This is a genomic window from Gilliamella sp. Nev5-1, assembly GCF_001690895.1.
Lineage (GTDB): Bacteria > Pseudomonadota > Gammaproteobacteria > Enterobacterales > Orbaceae > Gilliamella > Gilliamella apicola_C.
Window position 1 is genome coordinate 56,682 of sequence record NZ_LZHO01000006.1, and the last position, 25,290, is coordinate 81,971.

23 protein-coding genes and 1 pseudogene are annotated in these 25,290 nt (G+C 34.8%); 20 read left to right on the top strand and 4 right to left on the bottom strand.

All coding sequences use genetic code 11. The annotated features are described in order from the left end of the window. Positions 1-20 precede the first annotated feature (20 nt). The 11 genes from gltX (at position 21) to A9G41_RS00960 (ending at position 10,902) form a co-directional block, all read left to right on the top strand. Positions 21-1,451, top strand: coding sequence for a glutamate--tRNA ligase (gltX, locus tag A9G41_RS00910; RefSeq protein WP_065583224.1), 1,431 nt, complete (start codon positions 21-23; stop codon positions 1,449-1,451). Between the two features lie 60 nt (positions 1,452-1,511). Next, entirely contained in the window at positions 1,512-3,125 is a 1,614-nt protein-coding gene (locus tag A9G41_RS00915) for an intermembrane phospholipid transport protein YdbH family protein (protein WP_065653581.1), read from the top strand. An 11-nt stretch (positions 3,126-3,136) separates the two neighbouring features. Beyond that, positions 3,137-3,322, top strand: a complete 186-nt coding sequence (locus A9G41_RS00920) for a YnbE family lipoprotein (protein WP_218056985.1) — start codon at positions 3,137-3,139, stop codon at positions 3,320-3,322. 105 nt (positions 3,323-3,427) lie between these two features. Continuing rightward, complete coding sequence (locus tag A9G41_RS00925; RefSeq protein ID WP_065583222.1) at positions 3,428-3,772, top strand: YdbL family protein; 345 nt, start codon at positions 3,428-3,430, stop codon at positions 3,770-3,772. A gap of 200 nt (positions 3,773-3,972) precedes the next feature. After that, on the top strand, positions 3,973-5,646 hold the full coding sequence (asnB, locus tag A9G41_RS00930) for an asparagine synthase B (protein ID WP_065583221.1): 1,674 nt from the start codon (positions 3,973-3,975) through the stop codon (positions 5,644-5,646). 451 nt (positions 5,647-6,097) lie between these two features. Beyond that, on the top strand, positions 6,098-7,078 hold the full coding sequence (locus A9G41_RS00935) for a D-isomer specific 2-hydroxyacid dehydrogenase family protein (RefSeq protein WP_065583220.1): 981 nt from the start codon (positions 6,098-6,100) through the stop codon (positions 7,076-7,078). A 61-nt stretch (positions 7,079-7,139) separates the two neighbouring features. Continuing rightward, entirely contained in the window at positions 7,140-7,961 is an 822-nt protein-coding gene (locus tag A9G41_RS00940) for a PTS sugar transporter subunit IIC (RefSeq protein ID WP_081295699.1), read from the top strand. A 43-nt stretch (positions 7,962-8,004) separates the two neighbouring features. Beyond that, positions 8,005-8,865: a PTS system mannose/fructose/sorbose family transporter subunit IID gene (locus A9G41_RS00945; protein WP_065583218.1), complete on the top strand. Its 861-nt coding sequence runs from the start codon at positions 8,005-8,007 to the stop codon at positions 8,863-8,865. Positions 8,866-8,891: 26 nt separating this feature from the next. Further along, entirely contained in the window at positions 8,892-9,389 is a 498-nt protein-coding gene (locus A9G41_RS00950) for a PTS system mannose/fructose/N-acetylgalactosamine-transporter subunit IIB (protein ID WP_065559971.1), read from the top strand. 15 nt (positions 9,390-9,404) lie between these two features. Next, positions 9,405-9,848 carry a PTS sugar transporter subunit IIA gene (locus A9G41_RS00955; protein WP_065583217.1) on the top strand — a complete coding sequence of 148 codons (444 nt, stop codon included), beginning with the start codon at positions 9,405-9,407 and terminating at the stop codon, positions 9,846-9,848. Positions 9,849-9,957: 109 nt separating this feature from the next. Further along, positions 9,958-10,902 (top strand): hypothetical protein, encoded by a 945-nt coding sequence (locus A9G41_RS00960; RefSeq protein WP_065583216.1) that lies wholly within the window; start codon positions 9,958-9,960, stop codon positions 10,900-10,902. A 70-nt stretch (positions 10,903-10,972) separates the two neighbouring features. Here the strand turns inward: A9G41_RS00960 and satP are convergent, their stop codons facing one another. After that, the gene (gene satP / locus A9G41_RS00965; RefSeq protein ID WP_065583215.1) at positions 10,973-11,551 is read right to left on the bottom strand and encodes an acetate uptake transporter; all 579 of its coding nucleotides are present in this window, start codon (positions 11,549-11,551) and stop codon (positions 10,973-10,975) included. Between the two features lie 231 nt (positions 11,552-11,782). On the opposite strand from satP, the gene dnaK reads away from it, so the two are divergent. The 3 genes from dnaK (at position 11,783) to A9G41_RS00980 (ending at position 16,294) form a co-directional block, all read left to right on the top strand. Next, positions 11,783-13,702, top strand: coding sequence for a molecular chaperone DnaK (gene dnaK, locus A9G41_RS00970; RefSeq protein WP_065583214.1), 1,920 nt, complete (start codon positions 11,783-11,785; stop codon positions 13,700-13,702). Positions 13,703-13,829: 127 nt separating this feature from the next. Beyond that, positions 13,830-14,960: a molecular chaperone DnaJ gene (gene dnaJ / locus A9G41_RS00975; protein WP_065583213.1), complete on the top strand. Its 1,131-nt coding sequence runs from the start codon at positions 13,830-13,832 to the stop codon at positions 14,958-14,960. Positions 14,961-15,208: 248 nt separating this feature from the next. Continuing rightward, complete coding sequence (locus A9G41_RS00980) at positions 15,209-16,294, top strand: hypothetical protein (protein WP_065583212.1); 1,086 nt, start codon at positions 15,209-15,211, stop codon at positions 16,292-16,294. 131 nt (positions 16,295-16,425) lie between these two features. Here A9G41_RS00980 and grcA read toward each other — a convergent pair whose 3' ends face one another. Continuing rightward, a complete protein-coding gene (gene grcA / locus A9G41_RS00985; RefSeq protein ID WP_065566106.1) occupies positions 16,426-16,809 on the bottom strand; it encodes an autonomous glycyl radical cofactor GrcA in 384 nt (127 codons plus the stop codon). 442 nt (positions 16,810-17,251) lie between these two features. On the opposite strand from grcA, the gene ung reads away from it, so the two are divergent. Both ung and gntR read left to right on the top strand, forming a co-directional pair. After that, positions 17,252-17,944 (top strand): uracil-DNA glycosylase, encoded by a 693-nt coding sequence (gene ung, locus A9G41_RS00990; protein WP_065583211.1) that lies wholly within the window; start codon positions 17,252-17,254, stop codon positions 17,942-17,944. Beyond that, positions 17,937-18,938 carry a gluconate operon transcriptional repressor GntR gene (gene gntR, locus A9G41_RS00995; protein WP_065583210.1) on the top strand — a complete coding sequence of 334 codons (1,002 nt, stop codon included), beginning with the start codon at positions 17,937-17,939 and terminating at the stop codon, positions 18,936-18,938. Before ung ends, gntR begins: the two co-directional genes overlap by 8 nt. A gap of 64 nt (positions 18,939-19,002) precedes the next feature. On the opposite strand, the gene A9G41_RS01000 is transcribed toward gntR, so the two are convergent. Further along, the gene (locus tag A9G41_RS01000; RefSeq protein ID WP_065583209.1) at positions 19,003-19,377 is read right to left on the bottom strand and encodes a DUF805 domain-containing protein; all 375 of its coding nucleotides are present in this window, start codon (positions 19,375-19,377) and stop codon (positions 19,003-19,005) included. Between the two features lie 248 nt (positions 19,378-19,625). On the opposite strand from A9G41_RS01000, the gene upp reads away from it, so the two are divergent. The 4 genes and pseudogenes from upp (at position 19,626) to A9G41_RS01025 (ending at position 24,640) form a co-directional block, all read left to right on the top strand. After that, entirely contained in the window at positions 19,626-20,252 is a 627-nt protein-coding gene (upp, locus tag A9G41_RS01005; RefSeq protein ID WP_075539198.1) for a uracil phosphoribosyltransferase, read from the top strand. A 93-nt stretch (positions 20,253-20,345) separates the two neighbouring features. Further along, positions 20,346-21,614, top strand: a complete 1,269-nt coding sequence (locus tag A9G41_RS01010; protein ID WP_218837647.1) for a uracil-xanthine permease family protein — start codon at positions 20,346-20,348, stop codon at positions 21,612-21,614. 406 nt (positions 21,615-22,020) lie between these two features. After that, positions 22,021-22,554, top strand: coding sequence for a hypothetical protein (locus A9G41_RS01015; protein ID WP_065653586.1), 534 nt, complete (start codon positions 22,021-22,023; stop codon positions 22,552-22,554). 1,004 nt (positions 22,555-23,558) lie between these two features. Further along, positions 23,559-24,640: pseudogene (locus A9G41_RS01025) on the top strand (IS3 family transposase). A gap of 366 nt (positions 24,641-25,006) precedes the next feature. Here the strand turns inward: A9G41_RS01025 and A9G41_RS01030 are convergent. Beyond that, on the bottom strand, positions 25,007-25,290 hold a 284-nt coding region (locus tag A9G41_RS01030; protein WP_306452996.1), incomplete at its 5' end, for an amino acid--tRNA ligase-related protein.

The following is a 25,290-nucleotide window of genomic DNA, read 5'->3' on the forward strand; positions in this document are numbered from 1 at the left end:
GTTATTTTTAGGATTATTTCATGAAAATCAAAACCCGTTTTGCACCCAGCCCAACAGGCTATTTACACGTAGGTGGTGCTCGTACTGCACTTTATTCTTGGCTTTATACTCGCCATGCAAAAGGTACATTTGTATTACGTATTGAAGATACCGATCTTGAGCGTTCAACACCCGAAGCGATTGAAGCGATTATGGAGGGTATGAATTGGTTAAAATTATCATGGGATGAAGGTCCTTATTATCAAACTAAACGTTTTGATCGTTACCATCAGGTCATTGATGAAATGTTAGCCAAAGGTACCGCTTATCGTTGTTATTGTTCTAAAGAACGCCTTGAAAAATTGCGTGAAGAACAAATGGCAAAAGGTGAAAAGGCGCGTTACGATGGCCATTGCCGTTGTGATTCGGTACAAAAAGAACATTCTCATGATGAACCTCATGTTGTTCGTTTTGCTAATCCTATTGATGGTACCGTTATCTTTAATGATTTAATTCGTGGACCGATTGAGATTGCCAATAAAGAGCTTGATGATCTTATTATTCGTCGCACTGACGGTTCACCAACTTATAATTTCTGTGTGGTTGTTGATGATTGGGATATGGAAATTACTCACGTTATTCGTGGAGAAGATCATATTAATAACACACCTCGTCAGATTAATATTCTAAAAGCGTTAGGTGCACCGATTCCTGAATATGGACATGTATCGATGATCTTAGGAGATGATGGACAAAAATTATCTAAGCGTCATGGTGCGGTAAGTGTAATGCAATATCGTGATGATGGCTATTTGCCTGAAGCTCTACTTAACTATTTAGTGCGCCTTGGTTGGTCTCATGGCGATCAAGAGATATTTTCAGTACCCGAAATGATTAGTTATTTTTCATTAGATGCGGTGAGTAAATCAGCCAGTGCATTTAATACTGAAAAACTACTTTGGTTAAATCACCATTATATTAATCATTTAGATGCAGATTATGTTGCTCAGCATTTAGTTTGGCATATGAATCAACAAGGCTATGATTTAGCTAACGGTCCCGATCTCATTACAATCATTAAGCTATTTGGCGAACGTTGTAAAACGCTAAAAGAAATAGCTGAATCTTGTTCTTATTGTTATCAAGACTTTGCTGAGTTTGATGCTGATGCGGCTAAAAAACATTTACGTCCAGTCGCCAAAGAGCCATTAGAAGCAATTAAAGCAAAAATTGAAGCGATTGCTGATTTTGATTGGCAAATTGATAAAATTCACCATGCCATTGAAGCAACGGCAACTGAGCTTGATGTTGGTATGGGAAAAGTCGGCATGCCACTACGCGTTGCCGTAACAGGCATCGGGCAATCACCATCGGTTGATGCGACGGTTTTTGCAGTTGGTAAAAAGCGCACGCTTACTAGAATTGATAAGGCGCTGGCATATATTACACAGCGAGAACAATCTCAAAATTAATAGACATTTATTGCAGGGGATAGATACCCTGCAATTATTTTTGCCAAATCGAGAACTATTATGGTTCGCTTAAAAAAACGCTATTGGATATCACTGAGTATCTTATTTTTGATCGTACTATTTTGCTTGTATGGATGGCGTTATTGGCAGTCATTCAAGCAGAAACATGGGATTATGGTCGACTGGCATGGTGCTAGCATTGGTTTTAAAGGTCTTACTTTTGATGAACTTACTGTAAGTAAGCAATCTCAAATCTCTATAACGGCTAGAAATGTGTTAATTTCGTGGTCACATTTATCAGCAAACAATTTGGATGTTCACTGGCAAATAAATCAATCTGAAACGATTTTAGATTCTGTCGGCAACGTAGTTGATACTGCTACTGAAAATCTTAATCAATCCGATCTTGATCTCTCTTTGATTCCAACGATTATTTATTGGTCACCTAAGACAATTCATATAGATACATTGCGATTTTATGAACAAGATAAAGAACAATTAGATTTAAAAGTCGATATCAGTAAACAGCAACAAGCTATACAACTTAATCTATCAACCAATACTCAAGATATCACACAATTATCGGCAACTTTATTCTTTGATCAAACTGCCTCACAGTTTAATGTACAAAACGGTCTTTTTAAGTCATCTTTAAATCAATTTGGTCTAAAAAATAGTCATGTAATATTGCCATTTACTGGCTGGGTGTCTGGTAATCAATTGGCGTTAATGACTTCAGATAAAGCTTCAATTAACATAGAAAAGACGAATCTTTCTAACGATTTAATCCTTGACTCTGCCGCAGGGAATTTGAACATTCAACTTGAATCAAAAATTCCATTTGATCGTAATCAACTCTTTGTTACAGCAATGCTAACGATGAATAAACTCAATGGTATTTATAAAAGTAGTGAAATCAAATCGGTGACAGGTGATGTCAATATTATTGTTAAAGATAACCGATTTATGATTTCGACGCCGGCGTTAAATGTCCAAGAAGTAAATATGGGTATCGCCTTTAAAAAGGTAAAATTAGTGGGTAGTTATTCCGCTTCATTTAAAGCTCCTAGCAAAGGAGTAGTGACTTGGAAAAAGCTTCAAGCTAATATTTTTTCTGGTTCAATTTTTATTGAACCGAGTAAATTGAATTTAGCTAAATTACCCCAACAATTAAGCTTAAAGCTAAAGCAAATACAGTTAAAAGAGATTCTTGCTAAATACCCAGCTGAAGGACTTGCTGGGGTAGGTACAATTGATGGTTATTTACCCGTTACATTACTAAAAGCGAAAAAGAAAGATGGATCTGTGTTTGAACTTGCGATTAAAAATGGTCAGTTAACCACAATCAACGAAGGCTATTTACAGTTTGAAAATTCTGCTTTGAAAAATTATGCACAAAATAACCCTAATATGAAAATACTCACTGATATTATTAAAAATTTTCATTATACTAAGCTACAAGGTACTGTTAATTATGCCAACGAAATAGCCAAGCTTGGATTAAATATTCAAGGAAGCAATTTAGATGTCGAAAATGGCAAAGCGGTTAATTTAAATATCAATCTTGAAGAAAACATGACTAAATTGCTGATGAGTTTACAGTTGTCTGATCAAATTAGCGAACCAGTTCGTAAACGAATTCAAGCACATTTAAAAAAAGAATCTTCAAAATAAGGGGTTATTTTATGATGCGAAATGTTATGGTTATAATGGTATTAGCAGGTATGTTAATCGGATGTTCGCCGACGGTTAAAGTACAAGCACCTAGCGAGCCAATTAATATCAATTTAAACGTTAAGATAGACCATGAAATTAATATTAAGGTTGATAAAGCATTAGATAATATAATCAATAAATCTGGATTATATTAATTGTATAAGTTTTATTTTCATCTATTCTTTTGATTGTGGTCAATAGAACAATCTATATTCACACTCAAATCAATAAAATATGATGTATTTACTAAGGAGTTTGTTATGACTATCTGTAAAAAGGCAACCATAGCATTATTGTCCATTATGTTATCTTTTTCTGCATTTGCATTAAATTTAGAGCAAGCTATGGATTCATTAAGCCAAGCCAAAGCGCAAGGTCTTGTTGGTGAACAGGCTGATGGTTATTTAGGCGTTGTTAAAAATGAAGGCGACGCCAGTGAAATTGCGCAACTGATTAATCAGGCACGTAAAACCCAATACCAGAAAGTGTCCAATGAAAGCCATGTCCCTTTAAATGAAGTAGAAAAAAAAGCGGGTAGTAAAGCGCAAGAAAAGACACCAGCAGGCCAATATATAAAACGACAAGGTCAGTGGTTAATAAAATAATCATTGCTTTTTGCAACAACCGAGAAAGTATAACGACATTGCACTTTAATTGTGTATTAATAATGTGTATGCTGTTTGCTTAAATGTTTGTTTACCGCTTTTTTATATTTATCTATTTAATAAAAAGATGGTAAAGTTTTTATCTAATTAGTTTTTACTTGTAATAGTATCGCTTATGCGATTTGAAATGGAGAAAATCAATGTGTTCGATTTTAGGTATTCTTGATATTAAATCAGATCCAGAACAACTACGAACAAAAGCACTAGAGTTATCATGTCTACAGCGTCATCGTGGTCCTGATTGGTCTGGTATTTTTGCGTCTGATAAAGCTATTCTTGCTCATGAACGTTTATCAATTGTGGATGTCAATACAGGATCTCAGCCCCTTTATAATAAAGATAAAACCCTAGTTTTAGCGGTAAATGGCGAAATTTACAATCATCAAGAACTCCGAAATCAGTACAAAGATCGTTATGAGTTTCAAACAGGTTCTGACTGTGAAGTGATTCTTGCTTTATATCAAGAAAAAGGTATTGATTGCCTTGATGAATTACAAGGTATGTTTGCTTTTATCCTTTATGATATCAATAAAGGGAGCTATTTTATTGGCCGTGACCACATTGGTATTATTCCAATGTATACAGGTCATGATGAAAATGGCACATTTTATGTTGCCTCTGAAATGAAAGCCTTAGTACCAGTTTGTAAAACCATTGAGGCTTTCCCTCCAGGATGCTATCTATCGAGCACCGAAGGTGAAATCAAAACGTATTACAAACGTGACTGGATGGATTACGAAAATGTGAAAGACAATAAGACGGATATTAATGCACTGCGTGTTGCATTAGAAGATTCGGTAAAAAGCCACTTAATGTCTGATGTGCCTTACGGTGTTCTATTATCAGGTGGGCTTGATTCTTCGGTCATTTCAGCAATCACTAAAAAATTCTCAGCACGCCGTGTTGAAGATCACGAAAAATCAGAAGCATGGTGGCCACAGTTGCACTCATTTGCTGTAGGTTTAAAAGGTGCTCCAGATCTTAAAGCTGCACAAGCGGTTGCTGATCATCTAGGTACAGTTCACCACGAAATTAACTTTACCATTCAAGAAGGTATTGATGCGATTCGTGACGTAATTTATTTCATTGAAACTTATGATGTCACCACTATTCGTGCGTCCACACCAATGTATTTAATGGCGCGTAAAATCAAAGCCATGGGCATCAAAATGGTACTTTCTGGTGAAGGTGCTGATGAAGTGTTTGGTGGTTATCTCTATTTCCACAAAGCACCAAATGCCAAAGAGTTCCATGAAGAAACCGTACGCAAATTAGCAGCGTTACATATGTATGATTGTGCTCGTGCTAATAAGGCAATGGCGGCATGGGGTGTTGAAGCTCGAGTTCCATTCCTTGATAAGAAATTCTTAGATGTTGCTATGCGCATTAATCCAAAAGATAAAATGTGTGGTAGTAATGGTAAAATGGAAAAACACATTGTGCGCGAAGCCTTTGAGTCTTATTTACCAGCATCGGTTGTTTGGCGTCAAAAAGAACAATTCTCTGACGGTGTGGGTTATAGCTGGATTGATACATTAAAAGAGATTGCCGAAAGTAAAATTACTGATCAGCAATTAGAAAATGCAAAGTTCCGTTTCCCATACAATACGCCGACTTCAAAAGAAGCCTATATGTATCGTGAGATTTTTAACGAACTATTCCCACTTGAAAGTGCAGCTCATTGTGTACCTGGTGGTCCAACAGTTGCTTGCTCAACTGCGAAAGCAATTGAATGGGATGAATCATTTAAAAACCTAAACGATCCGTCAGGGCGTGCGGCGGTAGGTGTGCATAATGATGCCTATAAGAAATAAAGATTAGACTCAAGATAACATTATCTAATTCAAATCTGTAAAAAGGGCTATATGCCCTTTTTTTATATTTAGCTGGAGTATTCTGATTAATCTAATTTTTGTAAAATTCAATTTAACTAAAATATCATAGTTTAATAGCTATATATTCCCCATTTTTCACTCAACGATAACCTAATCATTTATTGAAAACTTTTCATTCTTTTAAAATTTAGTTTGTCCGTTTCATTGATTGATATGTGTTTTTGAAAAAACGCAATTTTCTATACATCATGTCTTGAATCATTTTATGAAAATATTTTATTAAATATGTGATCTAAATTCATTTTTCTCTGAATTTAATAAACTATACTTAATGTTACCAGTCACATAGTGATTGGGTAGGAAGTAGATACTGTTTATTTTCCAATAAATATAATTGTAAGAGTGGTGATTTATTAATTAGGAGCATTGAGTGAAAAATTATAAAATTGCAATAATCAACTCAAGTAGTTTTGGGAAATATTTTCCTGATCATTTAAAACGATTAGAAAAAATAGGTGAAGTAAAACATTTTACTTTTGAAAATAGTATTTCTGGAAAAGAATTAGCTGATGCATTGCAAGGGTTCAATATTGTAATTGCAAGTGTCAGACCATTTTTTGATAAAGCATTTTTTGATAACAAAAAAGATCCTTTATTTTTACTTTCTCGCCATGGAATAGGGTTTAATAACGTTGATGTTATTGCTGCTAAAGAGCATGGAACAATTGTTACTATTGTTCCCCCGTTGGTTGAACGCGATGCTGTTGCTGAAAATGCAGTAACCAATTTGCTGGCATTAATCAGACAAACAGTGCAATCTCAAGCTGCCGTTAAGTCAAATGAATGGAAAAATAGAGCCTCTTTTTTAGGTATTAATGTTACTGGTAAAGTTGTTGGTATTATTGGCTGTGGCAACATTGGTAGTCGAGTAGCAGAAATATTTAAACATGGTTTTAATGCCCAGCTACTTGTTGTTGATCCTAATGTCAATAAACAGTGGGCGAGTGAAAATAACATTGAAATTGTCGATTTAAATTATCTACTACAACATGCAGACATCATCTCTTTAAACGCATCCTTAAATGAAACCAGTTACCACATTTTAAAAGCGCACCAATTCTCTTTAATGAAAAAAGGTGTTTATATCACCAATACCGCAAGAGCTGAATTGATTGATGAAAGCGCATTATTAACTGCGCTTGATAGTGGTATTGTTGCTGGGCATGCAACTGACGTAATGTATGCTGAACCAGCATATAACGATAACCCCTTAGTTAAACATCCTAAAGTGCTTGTTACACCACATACTTCCGCTTATGCAATTGAATGTTTGCAAGGTATGGGGGAAAAATGTGTGCAAGATGTAGAGAATTTTGTTAATAAACTAGAACTTCAATCAGTTGTTTCTTAATGATTTATTTTTAATTATTAAGTAATAATAAAAAACATTAAGGAGTTTATATATGCCAGAAATGCATGTAACTTTTCTGCAGGCAGCGATTATTTCTGTATGGGTTGCGATGGTAATGTCACGGGGATTGGGGGGAGCAACATTAACGTTAAGATTTACTCCAATGATGACAGGTTTAATTGTTGGTGTTGTATTTAATGATATTGCAAATGCAATGATAACAACAGCTGCAATACAGCTAATTTATATGGGTGTCTTTTCTCCTGGTGGTCAAATGCCATCAGAGCCTTCCATTGCTACAGCAGTTGCTGTTCCTGTTGCATTACTTGGAAAAATGGAACCAACAGCTGCTGTTGCGGTCGCTGTCCCTGTAGGTTTATTAGGCTCTTATTTATATCAACTACGATTTTTCTTTAATACTATGATTATGAAATTAACTGAAAAATATGCGCAAGAAGCCAATAGTTCAAAATTAACTTTCTCCATAATCATACTACCCATTATTTGTAGCTGTGCTTTATTTATACCATTTATGTTTGTCGCATTATACTTTGGTGCGCCGATTATTGCCGATGTAATTAAATCAAATGCTGGTGGACTTGTTTTTCATATCCTTAATGTTATAGGTGGTGGGCTGGCAGCTGTTGGTATTGCATTAACCATTTATGTGATTGGTAAAAAGAGTTACATCATATTCTTCTTATTGGCTTATTTTATTGCGGTAATTGCAAAACCACTTAATGTAACAATGGTAACCTACGCCATTGTTGGCGCTATTGTTGCATTTATTTTTGTTTTAGCAAAAAGTGAAGCAGTGAATTGTGCGGCAGAGCAACCTAGAAATAATCCCAATAATAACAATCAAGATGATGACGATTATTAATCTGTAGTTATTCGATTAATAAACTAGATAGAGGAATATTATAATGACAGAAATCGTACAAGAAAGTATTGATCTGAAGCCAGAAGCAATCACGAAAAAGGATATCACAATTGCTTGGTTACGATGGTATTACGCAAATGAAATCCCACACTCATTTGATCGTTATCTTGCTGCATCTTTAATGTGGGGATTAATGCCAATTCTTAAAAAACTATACAAATCAAAAAGTGAACTTGCTGCTGCCTATCAAAGACATTTATTGTTCTTTAATACGCAAATAACATGGGGTGGTGGGACAATTTCGGGAATTATGGCCTCACTTGAATCTGTTAGAGCCGATGAAGTTTATCAAAATAAACCTATCAGTATTGATAATGACGTACTTTATAACACTAAAGCAGGTTTAATGGGGGCTTTAGCTGGCATTGGTGATGCTATTGATTCTGGTACAATACAATATATTTTTATTGCAATTGCACTCCCTTGGGCACAAGAAGGATTGGCTATTGGTGCATTATTCCCCTTCTTTGCCTTTGTAATCTACCAACTTTTTGTAGGCTATTATTTTGCTCAACTAGGATTTAAATTAGGAAGAAACGCTGCGACAGAAGTTGTGGGTAACAAAATGCAGATGCTTATCGAAGGCTTATCTATTTTAGGTTTATTTATGATGGGCATCTTAGCAGCTAGCTATATTAAAGTATCCTCAAGTTTAAAATTTACCTTATCAGGCAAAGATTTTGTTATACAAGATACATTAGATAAGATTCTACCTGGTGCGTTACCCCTCATTGTTGTAATGGGATTGTATTTTTATTTCTCCCAAAAAGGTTTAAAAGTAACCAGAGCATTAGTAGGATTAACCATTATACTTGGTGTTTTAGCAGCAATTGGTATTTTATAAAATAATTAAAAAAGAGGTTTTAAATTATGGGAAAAGTTGTTTTAGCTCGAGTGGATAGTCGTCTTATTCATGGTCAAGTTGCAACTAATGTTTCTAAAGCGGCTGGTGCTAATGCTTTATTTGTTGCAGATGACTATTCAGCAAATGACGAATTCACAAAAAATATCATTCTAGGCGCCGGAGCTAGCACTGGACATAAAATCAGAGTACTAAAAGAAGATGGTGCTGTAAGATATTGGAATGATCGTAAGTACGATGACTTTAATGTTATCTTACTTACTAAAAATATTGAAGTAATGTATAAAATCATTAAAGCAGGCGTACCAATAACAAACCTAAATATTGGAGGTTTACCGCTAGTACCTGGGGCAACATCAATAATTAAAGAAGTATCGATAAACAAAGAGCAACTTGATCTATTGATCGATTTACAAAATAGTTACCCAGATATGGATATCTACTTTCAAGCAACGCCTTCATTGAAAAAAATAACATTAAATGAAGCAATCAAAATGTTTGAGTAATATAGGAAGGTAAAAATGATAGGTGTCTTATTAATTAGCCATGGCAACATGGCTGCGGGAATGAAAGATAGTGTAACAATGATAGTTGGGGAACAAGACAAATTTGAAACACTATCACTTAATCCAGGGCAAGATATTAATCAATTAAAAACGGATCTATTTAATTGTTCAAAATCTTTAGATTCAGGCAAAGGAGTCTTAATTTTTGTCGATCTATATGGAGCCTCTCCTTACAATGCTTCAATGAGATGCGTGCCTCAATGGCGTGAATTGGGTATGGATGTTAGAGTTATTACCGGCATGAGCTTACCAATGGTAATTAATGCGGTATGTAATAGAGACTCATTGTCAGTACAAGAATTAGCCAAAGAGTGTCTTGAGGCGGGTCATGATAATATTCAAGACGCTATTGCTAATATTACTCATTCCAACCAATCTCAGAATGAGGATGATTATTAATTAGTTTAATTTTGCTAATTGATAATATTATCAAGTGTATAGTGAATATGATTAACAAAGTCATATTCACTATAATGTTTAATTTTTATATCTAAATAGTTTATTAATAATGGAAATACTTAAAGATCTTGTGCTCCGATACTGTGTCATATTTGGTAAACGATTTTCTGCTAAACAAAAGATTGCTTTTTTAAGAGTGATATCTAAAGAACTAATTCAATTAGGCTATATGGTTGATGCTAAACTAGCCAAGTTGAAATTAGCAACAAGACGATATGAAAACTATTACAATGCTTATATTGGTGATTTCAATAAAGCTGAATTAATTATTTGCACTTATTACGATACTGGCGTTAATAACTTTAATTTTCAAAAAAAATACGCATTTTCTCCACAATTTAGTAAATTAAGTTACTTTATCAGTATTGCGCCAATCATTATTTTATTCATTGCTTCATTGATACTAAATTATTTTGTTTTTATTCCTGATATCCGTACTCAAGGTTTTTTTAGTATTTCAGGCGTTGGCTCAATTATTTCAACGGTTTTGTTATTTTTTTTCGTCTTTAAATTTAAAAGTGGCATTCCTAACCAAAAGAACTTTGTTTGTAATTCATCAAGCATTATTACCATCATAAATTTAATTAATAAACTTAATAAAAAAGAGAAGAAAAAAATAGCTTTTGTTTTATGTGATGGTGGCAATAGTAACCAATATGGTTTAAAAATGTTGGAAAACTATTCTAACCAAATGAAAAACAAAAAATTTATTTTTATCGATAGTATTGGCAATGGTAACAAGTTAATATTTCTAAAACCGCAACAATCAAATCTACAACTAAAAAATATTACTTTTTACAGTGACAAAATGGAAACACAACTACCTAATTACATCATGATCACATCGGGTGATATAGATGAAAATGGTAAAATTGTTATAAAAAATGCCCATAGCGCAAAAGATAACTACTTGTCGGATAAAGTGATAAACAAACATACTCAATCCCTGCTTGAAATAAGTCGAGCATTGATAAGTAGCAATAATGATAAATAGTAGAGGTAACGTTATTGTGAAGATAAGAAATCACCCCAACCAAAATAATTAGGTAGGGGTGATACATCAATTAATGCGCAACGCCTTTTGGTGCACCAATCGGTAAAATAGTACGACCAAATTGCTCATTAATCACTTCTGCCATTGCCAAATAAACGGCACTTGCTCCACAAATAATGCCTTCAAAACCAGCAATATGAATAATACTATGATTACCTGAAATATTACCAATAGCTAATAAAGCAAATAAAATGGTTAAACTCGCAAAAACAAATTGTAATGCTCTATTACCTTTTAATGTACCAATAAACATAAACCCAGTAAAAATGCCCCATAAAGCAAGAAAAATACCAACAAAAGTTGCATCAGATGGTGCTGTGGCAGCAGAGGTCGGTAAATACCAAATGCCCACTAACGCAATCCAAAAGAAGCCATAAGACGTAAATGCTGTAGTACCAAACGTATTGCCTTTTCGAAATTCTAAAATGCCAGCAATGACTTGTGCAAGACCACCATAAAAAATACCCATCGAGACAATAACCGTCATAGCAGGGAAAAATCCTGCATTATGAATATTTAATAAAATTGTTGTCATACCAAACCCCATTAAGCCTAAAGGGCCAGGATTTGCAAGTTTTGTTTGTTCCATAAGGATCCTATAAATTAAGTTTGATGATTAAAAAGAGCGGCAATAATAAGTGCAGAAAACGCGATAATCAAGATTTCAGGAAAAATTATTTTTTATCACCCCTTGATATTAATAATAATGTTCCCATTTATGTGAAAACAAAAACATTTCTTTGTGAAATTAAGGGCTTGAAAATTCATATTTAAACCCTATATACAAGGAATAAATTACAGATTTTTAGGAGAATAAATTATGGGTAAAATTATTGGTATTGACTTAGGAACAACAAACTCATGTGTTGCTGTAATGGACAATGGTCAAGCAAAAGTATTAGAAAATGCAGAAGGCGATCGCACAACTCCTTCGATTATTGCTTATACCCAAGATGGTGAAACATTAGTTGGTCAACCAGCAAAACGCCAAGCTGTAACCAATCCACAAAACACCTTATTTGCAATTAAACGTTTAATTGGTCGTCGTTTTGAAGATGCTGAAGTGCAACGTGATGTTAGCATCATGCCATATAAAATTGTGAAAGCAGATAATGGCGATGCATGGGTTGATGTTAAAGGTCAAAAAATTGCACCACCACAAATTTCTGCTGAAGTATTAAAGAAAATGAAAAAAACAGCAGAAGACTATCTTGGCGAAGCTGTTACTGAAGCAGTAATTACAGTTCCAGCTTATTTTAATGATGCTCAACGCCAAGCAACTAAAGATGCAGGCCGTATTGCTGGGCTTGATGTTAAACGCATTATCAACGAACCAACAGCTGCAGCACTCGCTTATGGTTTAGACAAAGATGTCGGCAACCGCACTATCGCTGTTTATGACCTTGGTGGTGGTACATTTGATATCTCAATCATCGAAATCGACGATGTTGATGGTGAAAAAACCTTTGAAGTATTAGCAACAAATGGTGATACACACTTAGGTGGTGAAGATTTCGACTCACGCTTAATCAATTATTTAGTTGACGAATTTAAACGTGAACAAAACTTTGATTTGAAAAATGATCCACTTGCTATGCAACGCTTGAAAGAAGCAGCAGAAAAAGCAAAAATTGAATTATCATCTGCTCAACAAACAGATATTAATCTACCGTATATTACAGCTGATGCAAGCGGTCCAAAACATTTAAATATTAAAGTAACACGTGCAAAACTTGAGTCTTTAGTTGAAGATTTGGTTAAACGCTCAATGGATCCTGTAAAAACAGCATTACAAGATGCAGGTCTTTCTGTTTCTGACATTAAAGACGTTATTCTTGTTGGTGGCCAAACACGTATGCCAATGGTTCAAAAAGCGGTTGCTGACTTCTTTGGTAAAGAGCCACGTAAAGATGTAAACCCTGATGAAGCGGTTGCTGTTGGTGCTGCTGTTCAAGGTGGTGTACTTGGCGGTGATGTTAAAGATGTTTTATTACTTGATGTTACACCATTGTCTTTAGGTATTGAGACTATGGGTGGTGTGATGACAGCGTTAATTGAAAAGAACACAACTATCCCAACTAAACATAGCCAAGTGTTCTCAACTGCTGAAGATAATCAATCAGCCGTAACTATTCATGTATTACAAGGTGAGCGTAAACGTGCGGGTGATAATAAATCATTAGGTCAATTCAATCTAGATGGTATTCAACCTGCACCACGTGGTATGCCACAAATTGAAGTGACATTTGATATTGATGCTGATGGTATTTTACATGTATCGGCAAAAGACAAAAATACAGGACGCGAGCAAAAAATTACGATTAAAGCCTCTTCAGGATTAAGCGAAGAAGAGATTCAAAAAATGGTAAATGATGCGGAAGCTAATGCTGATGCAGACCGTAAATTTGAAGAACTAGCTCAAACTCGTAACCAAGCCGATCATCTTGTTCACTCAACACGTAAACAAGTGACTGAAGCTGGTGATCAGTTATCAGCTGATGATAAAAAAGCAATTGAAGATGCCGTAAGCGCTTTAGAAGTTGCCGCTCGTGGCGAAGATAAAGCAGAAATTGAAGCAAAAATTAATGCATTAATGGAGGCATCTAAAAAATTGCTTGAATTAGCACAACAACAAGCCCAAGCAGCTCAAGGTGCGGGTCAAGCAAATAGCGGAAGCTCTACTGCGCAAGATGATGTTGTTGATGCAGACTTCAAAGAAGTTGATGGTGATAAAAAATAGACATTAACTAAAATGTTTTTTAATGAGTTATTTCAACAAGTTTTAAACATATAACAAGTTAAACGGGCGCGAGGTAACTCAAGCCCGTTTAGTTCTTTATGAAAAGAAACAAAAATAAAGGTTAATTATGGCGAAGAAAGATTATTATGAAACATTAGGCGTTAGTAAAAGTGCTAGTGAAAGCGAGATAAAAAAAGCCTATAAACGTCTAGCCATGAAATATCATCCTGATAAAAACCAGGATAATAAAGACGAAGCTGAAGCAAAATTCAAAGAAGTAAAAGAAGCCTACGAAATCCTAACTGATCCGCAAAAAAAGGCGGCTTATGATCAATATGGTCATGCGGCATTTGAACAAGGGCAAGGAGCAGGATCTGGTGGTTTTGGCGGATTTGGTGGTTTTGGTGGTGGAGCATTTGACGATATATTCAGTGATTTTTTTGGTGGAGGTAGAGGGCGTAGTCAAACCACTTCTCGGGGTAATGACTTACAATACAATATCACCCTAACATTAGAAGAAGCCGCAGCCGGTGTTAGTAAAGAAATTAAAGTACCAACTTGGGTAAGTTGTGATACTTGCCATGGACAAGGAGCTGAAAAATCATCGGATGTGGTGACGTGCAATACTTGTCATGGTTCAGGTGTTGTACAAATGCGACAAGGTTTTTTTGCCGTGCAACAAGAGTGCCCAACTTGTCATGGGCGAGGAAAAGTTGTAAAAAATCCATGTAAAAAGTGTCATGGTGAAGGTCGTGTACAAAAAACGAAAACACTTTCTGTTACTATTCCAGCCGGTGTTGATACAGGTAATCGTATTCGACTTTCTGGCGAAGGTGAAGCAGGTTTAAACGGAGCACCTGCAGGCGATTTATATGTACAAATGCAAGTTAAACCACATGCTATTTTTGAGCGAGATGGTACAAACCTGCATTGTGAAATCCCGATTAATATTGCACTCGCATCACTTGGCGGGGAAGTTGAAGTACCAACGCTTAATGGTAAGGTCAGCTTAACGATTCCTGCTGAAACACAAACAGGAAAAATGTTCCGACTACGTGGTAAAGGCATTAAATCGTTGCGCGGTAGCACTATCGGTGATCTTTACTGTCATGTTGTGGTTGAAACACCAGTCAACTTAACAAGCAAGCAAAAAGAATTGCTAAAAGAATTGGCTGAAAGCTTTAAAGCTGACAAAAGTTCTAAACACAGTCCCAAAGAAAAAAGCTTTTTTGACAAAGTGAAAAAGTTTTTTGAATAAAAAAATCACAGCTGAAATAATAGCGAGATTAGGCTACTAATCTCGCATTTAAATTATATAACATTTTTTAATTTAAATATTTTTAGTTTTTCTACTTTGATAAAATAAAGTTTCCTTACAACAATATTTTCATTAATAATCTTATTAGATAATCGATAGTTATTAACTTTAAATGAATGTAGTATACATTAGTTAAATTATTAATATTAGTTATGTATGATTTTAATGGCATGAAGGGAATAATATATATGTTTTTTAAAAATTTTTGGAAAAAATCACCTCCTAATATTAAAGACATACCAAAAGAGCAACAAAGCTCACAAAATCATTTAAGTTTGATAATTCAGGACTTTTGGCAACAGGTAAAAAAATCTGAACAATCTTTTAATGAATTTGAATTTATCGATATAATGAAAAATATCAATAAGCTATTAGATGAAAATCAGTTAGATGTAATTGCTGAAATTACTATAGGGGATACTAAAAAGCATAAAATTATTTTTACCACAAATGGAAAAATTGATCGATTCGAGTATGTAATGGAAATTACCCGACAAGCACCTGATCTTCAGTTTTTCGAAGTAGAAGCATTTCGTCAGCGTATTAATAATGTAGATACATTTGTTATAAAATCTAAAGAGAGTTCTTTCTCATTAGGCGCAACTGATTTATTAATTCAATATAAAGAAAGTTATCGTAAAATATCTATCGGTATTATGTTTGCTAAGACTGTTCCAGAAGATATGGTAAAACAAGCAGAAACGATGGCATTGATTTATCTCGATCATCTATTGGGTGAATATGATTTTGCTGTCAGAGTAGAATCTATTGAGTTTTTAAAGACAGATCACAATGCTGCTACAATTCCTGCTAACCAATTTGTCACTATTTTTGATCGATTATGGAAAGAAGATTTAAAACACACAGGTGTACTTAATGCTCAAGAGGATCAATGGATTGTATTTGAATTAACTGATCTTAAAATGCTAGTGCATCGTAATGAAGCGGCTAATTCTTTGGTAGGGCATGAAAATTATTGTTATGCACTTAATGTTATCGTTGATATTGATAGCAAAGAGACTCTTTCACTTGTTTATGAATTAGAAGATGCTATCAATCTTGCTTTATGTGCTGATGAGCGAGGTATTCATTGTCAAAACAGTTTTAGTCAAGGTATAAGGAATATGTTATGGCATGTAGGAAATAAACACTCAGCACTTCAGTTAGTACAACAAATAACAAACCGATATAATACATTATCAGTTAAAATTGAATGCGAGTTCGATCCTTTCTGGCGACAGTACTTACGTTGGGCTGAATGTCATCAAGCATAAAAAGTATCTACGATTAATGGATACTTTTCCTCACTAATAACTATTGCGTTAGTATATTGTTATATTTAAGTCATAAAAAAAGATAACCTAATTACTTAGATTATCTTTTATAAAACTTGAACTCAATTTAATTAAATTTTCGTTGTAAATGTACGAGCAATAACGTCGCGTTGTTGTTCTGCAGTTAACGAGTTAAAACGCACTGCATATCCAGAAACACGAATTGTTAATTGTGGGTATTTTTCTGGATTTTTTACTGCATCTTCTAAAGTTTCACGACGAAGAACGTTAACATTTAAGTGTTGACCACCTTCAACTTTGATGGTTGGTGCAACATCTAATGGAACTTCACGATATTCGAATTGACCTAATTCGGCAGTTGGGATAACTTGATCTTCTTTATAAACTGATTTAGCTGCCACACAACGAGCTTCTTTAGTAGCGTCATCTAATAACCAAAAAGAGTTAAGAAGTGCTGCATTGTCTGCTTTAGTAATTTGGATACCTGTAATCATTTTAAATCCTCCTAACGGGGCCTTATTGCCCTAAAATAATTAGGGTTAATATAGCACTTTCAAAATTTGATTAAAGTCAAAAAAAGCTATCAATTCAATAAGTAATACCTTTAGTTAGTATTTTTTCTATGTCCCTGAAAATCTATTTATCGCATTAATTCTTTTAAATTTATTAACTATACATTTGTATTATCTAAACATAAGGGTAGATAACATAATACTTTATTTAGTGTAAAGTGTAGCGTAATTGGAAGTATTATAAGAATATTTTATTAGCATTGCTGTCTTGAGCAATAAAGCAACATTTTATATTTAAATAAATATTTTGGTTTAGTGAACCTTAAGCTCATTAGCATTAGGTTTATTATGATTTTTAGGTATAATTATTGCAATCAGCAAATAGTGTTGTTGAGTCATATAAAAATTAGAACATAGGTATTGTATGAATAATCAATTAACATGGCATGATGTTATTGGCGCTGAAAAAGAAAAGCCCTATTTTCAACAAATAATGCAATTTGTGGCATCTGAGCGGGCGAAAGGTAAAATTATTTATCCACCACAGCATGATGTGTTTAATGCATTTCGTTTTACGCCATTTAATCAAATTAAAGTGGTGATTTTAGGGCAAGATCCTTATCATGGCCCTAATCAAGCACACGGACTTTCATTTTCTGTTTTACCAGGAATTAAGCCACCCCCATCGTTATTGAATATCTATAAAGAATTATCAGCAGATATTGAACATTTTAAGATTCCTTCTCATGGTTATTTAGCCTCTTGGGCAACTCAAGGTGTATTATTATTAAACAACGTGCTAACGGTTGAAGCAGGACAAGCCCATTCTCATGCAAAAATAGGTTGGGAAACTTTTACTGACCATGTGATAGCAGCAATCGATCAATATCTTGAAGGAGTGGTTTTTTTATTGTGGGGGTCTCCTGCGCAAAAAAAAGGGCAGTTTATTAATCGCCAAAAACATCATGTATTAACTTCAGTACATCCATCGCCGTTATCCGCCCATCGAGGTTTTTTGGGCTGTAAGCATTTTTCCAAAGCAAATGATCTAATTATACAGCAAGGTAAAACTGCTATAGATTGGCAGCCAAAGCTACCGGAAAAAGTGAATGAGTAATAAAAGACGTCGAACAAGTTTGCAAGAAATTGCCAATTTAATTGGGATAAGTAAAATGACAGTCAGTCGTTTTCTACGTGATCCTAACCTTGTATCAAAACCACTCCAATTACAAATTTCAGCAGCGATAGATAAGCTAGGATATATTCCCAATAAAGCACCCGATATGCTGTCTAACGCTAAAAGTAATGCTATTGGTATTGTGTTCCCTTCTTTAACCAATCAGGTTTTCGCCGATATTTTAAAAGGTATTGAGATGGTGACTGATGTAAGAGGATATCAAACCATGATCACCCATACCGGATACAGTGCTGACAAAGAAGAGTTACGTTTACGCTCATTACTTTCTTATAATATTGACGGGTTAATTTTAACGGAAAGAACGCATACTCCAGCAACATTAAAGATGATTGAAATTTCGGGTGTTCCTGTGGTTGAAATTATGGACAGTGTTTCACCTTGTCTTGATATGGCTGTCGGATTTGATAATTTTACTGCAACGAAAAATATGATTCATCGTATGATAGATAAAGGGCGTCGTAATATTGTTTATTTTAGCGCAAGGCAAGATCAACGAAGTATTATTCGTCAACAAGGCTATGAACAGGCAATGCAAGAAGCGGGATTAAATCCACGAACATTAGCAACTAAAGAAGCGTCATCTTATGAGTTAGGCGCACGATTTTTGCATCAGATTTTAACAGAATTACCTTGCGTTGATGGCATTTTTAGTACCAATGATGATTTGGCCTTGGGCGTATTATTAGAGTGTCAGCGAATGCGTATTGAAGTTCCAAAACAGATAGCGATTGTTGGCTTTCATGGGCATCAAATTGGTCAATATATGAATCCTAAATTAGCTTCTATACAAACACCAAGAATTGAAATGGGGAAGATTGCGGCTGAACTGTTATTAAAACGAATCAACGGCGAGAAGATTGATCGAAAAGTGGTTGATTTGCCTGTTGAATATTTAGATGGAGAAAGTATTTAATAAAATAAAAGGTAACATTGAAATTATTAACCCCATCACGTTTGGTGATGAGGCTAATAGCAAACTATAACCCTTTAGGGTTTTCACCGTATTGGTTGCTGCCTGGTGTTGAATCTAGGCATGCAAACACAAATAACACAATAGCGCCAATTAGTGGGATTAATCCAATCAAAATCCACCAACCTGATTTATTAATATCATGTAAACGACGTACTGTAACCGCTAAACCAGGAATAATTAGTGCAAGAGAAATAATGCATTGGACAAAAACCATCACTGATAGTAATGAATGGCTGATTGAGCCAAAAATTAAGGCAATAAAGTTTAATGCAATCCCTAAAAGACAATTGAAAAGAACATACATCCAATACTCTTTTCTACGTGCTCGCCCATTAAAATTTGCATAATTTTTTGTAATACAATCAATAAACCAATTCATTCTTTATATTCCTTTTTTAATTAAATTACTGAAATAAATTATTCAGGCCACATATTTTAATGAAAAAAAACAAAAATAAAACTCATTTTTATTATTAAATTACTTATTTTTGCATGTTTTTTTATTAATAGTTATATTACTAGTCTACGTGTTACTAGTTTTCATCAAGTGAGATCTATGTTAAAATCACCGCTCAGTGGTTATTTATACCGACTAACCGATTATAGAAAATAACACTGAGGCTCTCCATGAAAATAGTTGAAGTAAAACACCCTCTTGTCCGTCATAAAATTGGATTAATGCGTGAATACGACATTAGCACCAAAGAATTTCGTGATCTTGCCAGTGAAGTTGGCAGTTTATTAACTTATGAAGCAACGGCTGATCTACCTACCGAAAAAGTAACGATAGAAGGTTGGTGTGGGCCTGTTGAAGTTGAACGTATCAAAGGTAAAAAAATTACCGTCGTACCTATCTTGCGCGCAGGTTTAGGTATGATGGATGGCGTGCTTGAACATATACCAAGTGCCCGTATTAGCGTTGTTGGTTTTTATCGTAATGAAGAGACTCTCGAACCTATCCCTTATTTCCAAAAGTTAACATCTGATATTGAAGAACGAATGGCTTTAGTTGTGGATCCAATGCTTGCAACAGGTGGTTCAATGGTGGCAACAATCGACCTGCTTAAAAAAGCAGGTTGTAAAAATATTAAAGTATTAGTTTTGGTTGCTGCACCAGAAGGTATTAAAGTACTTGAACAAGCTCACCCTGATGTTGAACTTTATACCGCATCAATTGATGAGAGGTTGAACGAAAAAGGCTACATACTACCAGGACTTGGGGATGCTGGAGACAAAATATTCGGCACAAAATAAAATCTCAAATTTTAGACCGGTTAAACCGGTTTTTTTATGCCTGTCAAACAGGCAAGTTATACAAAAAATTTAGTTAAGTAAGAGAGGCGAGATGTGAGCAACATCACAACAGACAAAACAGAAAATATAACATCACAGCATAAGCATTCTTGGCAGGATATTTTTACTGGCGCACAAATGTTATTTGTCGCATTTGGAGCATTGGTATTAGTACCGTTGTTAACTGGGTTAAATCCCAATGTAGCGCTTTTTACTGCTGGAGTAGGTACTTTATTATTTCAATTAACCACGAAAGGTAAAGTACCGGTATTTTTAGCTTCATCATTTGCGTTTATTGCCCCTATCTCATTTGGCGTTGCGCAGTGGGGGATCCCCGCTACTTTAGGTGGTTTAGTTGCCGCGGGTTTGGTCTTTATGTTTTTTGCTTTCTTAGTCAAAATGAATGGTAGCCATGTTATTGACCGCATTTTACCGCCGGTTGTGACAGGCCCAATTATTATGGTTATTGGCTTATCGCTTGCGCCGGTTACCGTTGGGATGGCAATGGGTAAAAATAGTGGACTACAAGCTGAAAATTATCAATTGATTCTTATTTCAATGGCATCATTATTAACGACTTTAGTGGTAGCTATTTGGGCAAAAGGATTTTTAAAATTATTACCTATTATTTCGGGTATTGTGGTTGGTTATACGCTTTCTTGTATGTTCGGTATTGTCAATTTTCAACCGGTGATTGATGCGCCATGGTTTAAAGTACCTGATTTCACATTTCCTGAATTTCACTGGCAAGCCATTTTGTATATGCTGCCAATTGTGATTGCACCAACCATTGAACATGTGGGTGATATTATGGCAATTAGTACTGTCACAGGTAAAGATTACACGCGTGATCCTGGCTTACAGCGCACATTACTCGGTGATGGACTGGCAACATCGACAGCGGGATTTTTTGGTGGTCCACCCTGTATTACTTATGCAGAAGTAATTGGTGCGGTAACGTTAACACGTAATTTTAAAACTCGCGTCATGACATGGGCGGCAATTTGGGCCATTTTAATGTCTTTTATTGGCAAGATAGGCGCTTTTTTAAGTTCAATTCCAACAGTAGTCATGGGGGGAATTATGGTGCTATTGTTTGGTTCCATTGCATCAGTAGGCATAAATATTTTAGTTAAACACAAAGTGGATCTTTCCGTGCCTCGAAATATGTGTATTGTCTCATTAGTCTTAGTTTTTGGGATTGGTGGGATGATTTTTGATTTTGGATCGTATGCTCTACAAGGTATCAGTTTATGTGGTATCTTAGCGATTGTGTTAAATCTAATTCTGCCACATCAAGCAAAACCGACCAACTCTCACTAAATGAACAAATATATCGTTGGCCATGTTTATCGCCAACGATATTTGCAATGTAATGGTATACACTCCTCAACGTTTTTACAAAACTAAATTATTAAATTAAAACACAAAATGCTTGTGTAAGCTGAGTCGTTTTTTATATCTAAATTTTTTTTCATTTTTTTGCACTATTTTAGGGAGAGTTACAATACTAATCCATTTTCTTACATGATTCGACCAATTCGGCGACGGAGTATTTACAATTTTGTACTCATATTCAATTCAATAACGTTTTCAATGGTGAAATTGTTGATGATAATTCACGCCATGTTTTTATGCTTATATTCTTGATTAAGAAATATAATAGTTTTAAACTGCACGATATTGAAAAGTAAATTGTGTTTAAACATAATATTACAGAGAGTACGTTATGAAAGTTCCAACACATCTTGCAAGATATATTAAAGATTATAAAATGGATCGTCTTACAACTATGGCGCTCTGTTCCGAGAACGGGAACAATTTGTTTGAAATTTGGTATTATGGTGAATTATGCGAAATACCAAGAGAGGAGCAGTTATATATTATCGATACGAATGATGCTCCTACATTGATTGTAGCACGAAACCCATCTACGAAAGAAGATATATTATTATTTGATGGTGCTAAACATGGTTATAACAATATGTTTTGTGATACTTTTGATGAAGAGACCTTAAATAATCGTACGCTGCAAAAATATGAAATTCCAGCTTCACAAATTATTATCGAAATTGGATACAACATTGATTACGAAGAGGAAAAAGAATATTATGAGTTTGATGAAAATGGAAGGGTTCTTCTGATTAATGGTGGGAGTATTTCATGGGAAGATCTTATTACAGATGGATTTGATTGTATTGCTCTTTCATATGTTGACGATAGTGGAAAAATAATAAATTTTTTAGATGTTGAGTTAGCATAATGTAAAATATGGAGATATAAAATGGTAAACTGTGATTTAGCTATATTGATTTCGCTATCTATTTTCATGGGTTACCTAATTACAATATTTTTAATAATTTAAATCTCTAATAAGTTGATTAATAAAAAAGGCAGATAGCTAATGTATCAGCTATCATTAACTATTTACTTGTGGCGCAAAATTATTACTGAATTGAAAAGTAGTGCTCATAGAATAATAAGATAAGAAGCTTAATTTTTTTACGTGAGTCGTGTGTATTTACAATTATAACCTTTCAATTTATCTTCATTTTATACTTTATAATACTTATTTCTCCTGCCTAAAATATTACAAAAATAAACGCATCTGCTTTTTATTATTTACTTAAAAATCGTTCAGAAAAGTCATTGATTTTATTGTTTTTTTTGTAATCTAGGAAACCTAGCTCACACCATGAAGTGCAATTCGTCTTAACGCCTTAGAATAAAAGGAGGCTGGGCTTTTAAACTTATGCCGCTTTCTTGGGTGTGAGTTCAATAAATATTGAATTTTCTTTATCTGTTCGTTGTCAACTAATGAAATAGCCGATTACTTAGGTATAAACTGACGGATTAAGCCATTGGTGTTTTCATTTGTGCCCTTTTGCCAGATTTGATATGGCTCAGCAAAACAGACGATGGTGTTTAAATAATATTTAACAGCACGATGATAATTAAATTCGGCGCCATTATCAAAGGTGATGCTTTTAACCTTTTTTTAAACGGTGTGAGTAATTTTATTATCATATCTCTCGCTTCAGAGATGGTGCGTTGATTGAAGCGTCCAATTAATACCATCCCAGTTTTGCGTTCAACTAACGTCACCAACGCTTATTTGTCTTGACGGCTAATAATGATATCGCCCTCCCAATGTCCACGTGTTTTCCGTTTTTCTACATAACTAGGGCATTGTCTGTAACTATCTTCTAAAATAGTACAGCAAAAAAGTAGAAAATTCTCTATGATAAAAGAAAAGGGGATTTAATTATGAAAAAAATGACTGAACATCAAATCGTAGCTATTTTAAAAGAAGCTGAAGCGGGTATTCCTGTTAAAGAACTGTGCCGTAAATAGGGCATGGGCAATTCAACTGTCTATAAATGGCGAGAAAAATACGGCGGAATGGAAACGTCGGATATTAAACGCTTAAAGGAGCTGGAGGCTGAAAACTGCAAGCTTAAGCAGATGTTTGCCGAACTGAGCTTAAAATCCCAGCTTCAGGAAGAAATCATAAAAAAGCTTTAGTGCCAACAGGGGCACGTAAAACGTGGGCACAGCAACTACAACAAAATCATTCAGTTACTATTGCTATGAGTTGTGCCATTGTTGGTTTAAGCCGTTGTGCTTACTATTATCAAGCTAAGTTACAGGATGATTCGGTGATTGTTTCGGTGTTGAATGCTATCACAGACCGGCATTTACGCTGGGGCTTTCCTAAATGTTTTAATCGTATCAGAAAGCTCGGCTATCAATGGAATCATAAACGGGTATATCGGGTGTATTGTGAATTAAAGCTTAATCTCAGGGTAAAGCGTAAAAAACGCATTCCTCCACGATGCCCGGAAAGGTTATTAGCCCCCAATAAACAAGGTGAATGTTGGTCAATGGATTTTATGAGTGACAGTAGTCGTAATCAACGTCGCTTTAGAACATTCAATGTCATCGATGACTTTAATCGTGAGGCATTAGGGATTGATATTGCAGTAAGCTTACCGGCAGGAAGGATTACCCGTTACTTAGATAAACTGGCCGAATATCATGGGTATCCATTAAAAATATGGGTCGATAATGGGCCAGAATTTACAGGAAAAACCTTTACCAACTGGGCTAAATTACATGGTATAACCATTGATTATATCTAGCCCGGTAGCCCGTATCAAAATGGCTATATTGAACGATTTAATCGTACCTATCGCACTGAGGTACTCGATTTATATCTATTTAATAATCTAGAACAAGCAAGAAAGGTAACCGAAGAATGGCTAACCATTTATAACACCGAAAGACCGCATGAGGCATTAAATAACATGACACCAATTGAATACAAAACACTAAAACAGGCAGCTTAATTTTCTACGTGAGTTGTTTTACTAAGTTGGGGATATTTACATGATAGATATAGGGATTAACATAAATTATTTTTAATAACGAAACGGTATAGATTCCTCAAAGTTTTTTACAAAAATAACCTGATAAGCGAACAAGTACGTCAAAATTTCAAAATTGCTATAAAATTCACATATAACATTACGTGAGCTGCTTTATGTTCAATCGATTTTACACATTTCTTTGTGACATAACGAAGTTGTTGTTTGTGACTTATTGTTTTTTTTATTATTGCTGTTATTTATAAAAAGCTTTAAGGATAGTCGGGAGGGGATTGGGTATAAAAACACACTTATCAGAAAATAAGTGCGTTTTTAGCAATAAACGCCTTATTTCACTGGTCGCATGGTTGGGAATAAAATAACATCACGAATTGTATGGCTATTTGTAAATAGCATTACTGTTCGGTCAATACCAATTCCTAATCCTGCTGTAGGCGGTAAACCATGCTCAAGGGCAGTAATGTAATCTTCATCATAGAACATTGCCTCATCATCGCCAGCGTCTTTTTGGGATACTTGATCTGCAAAACGTTGTGCTTGATCTTCTGCATCATTGAGTTCTGAGAATCCATTGCCAATTTCACGGCCACCAATAAAAAATTCGAATCGAT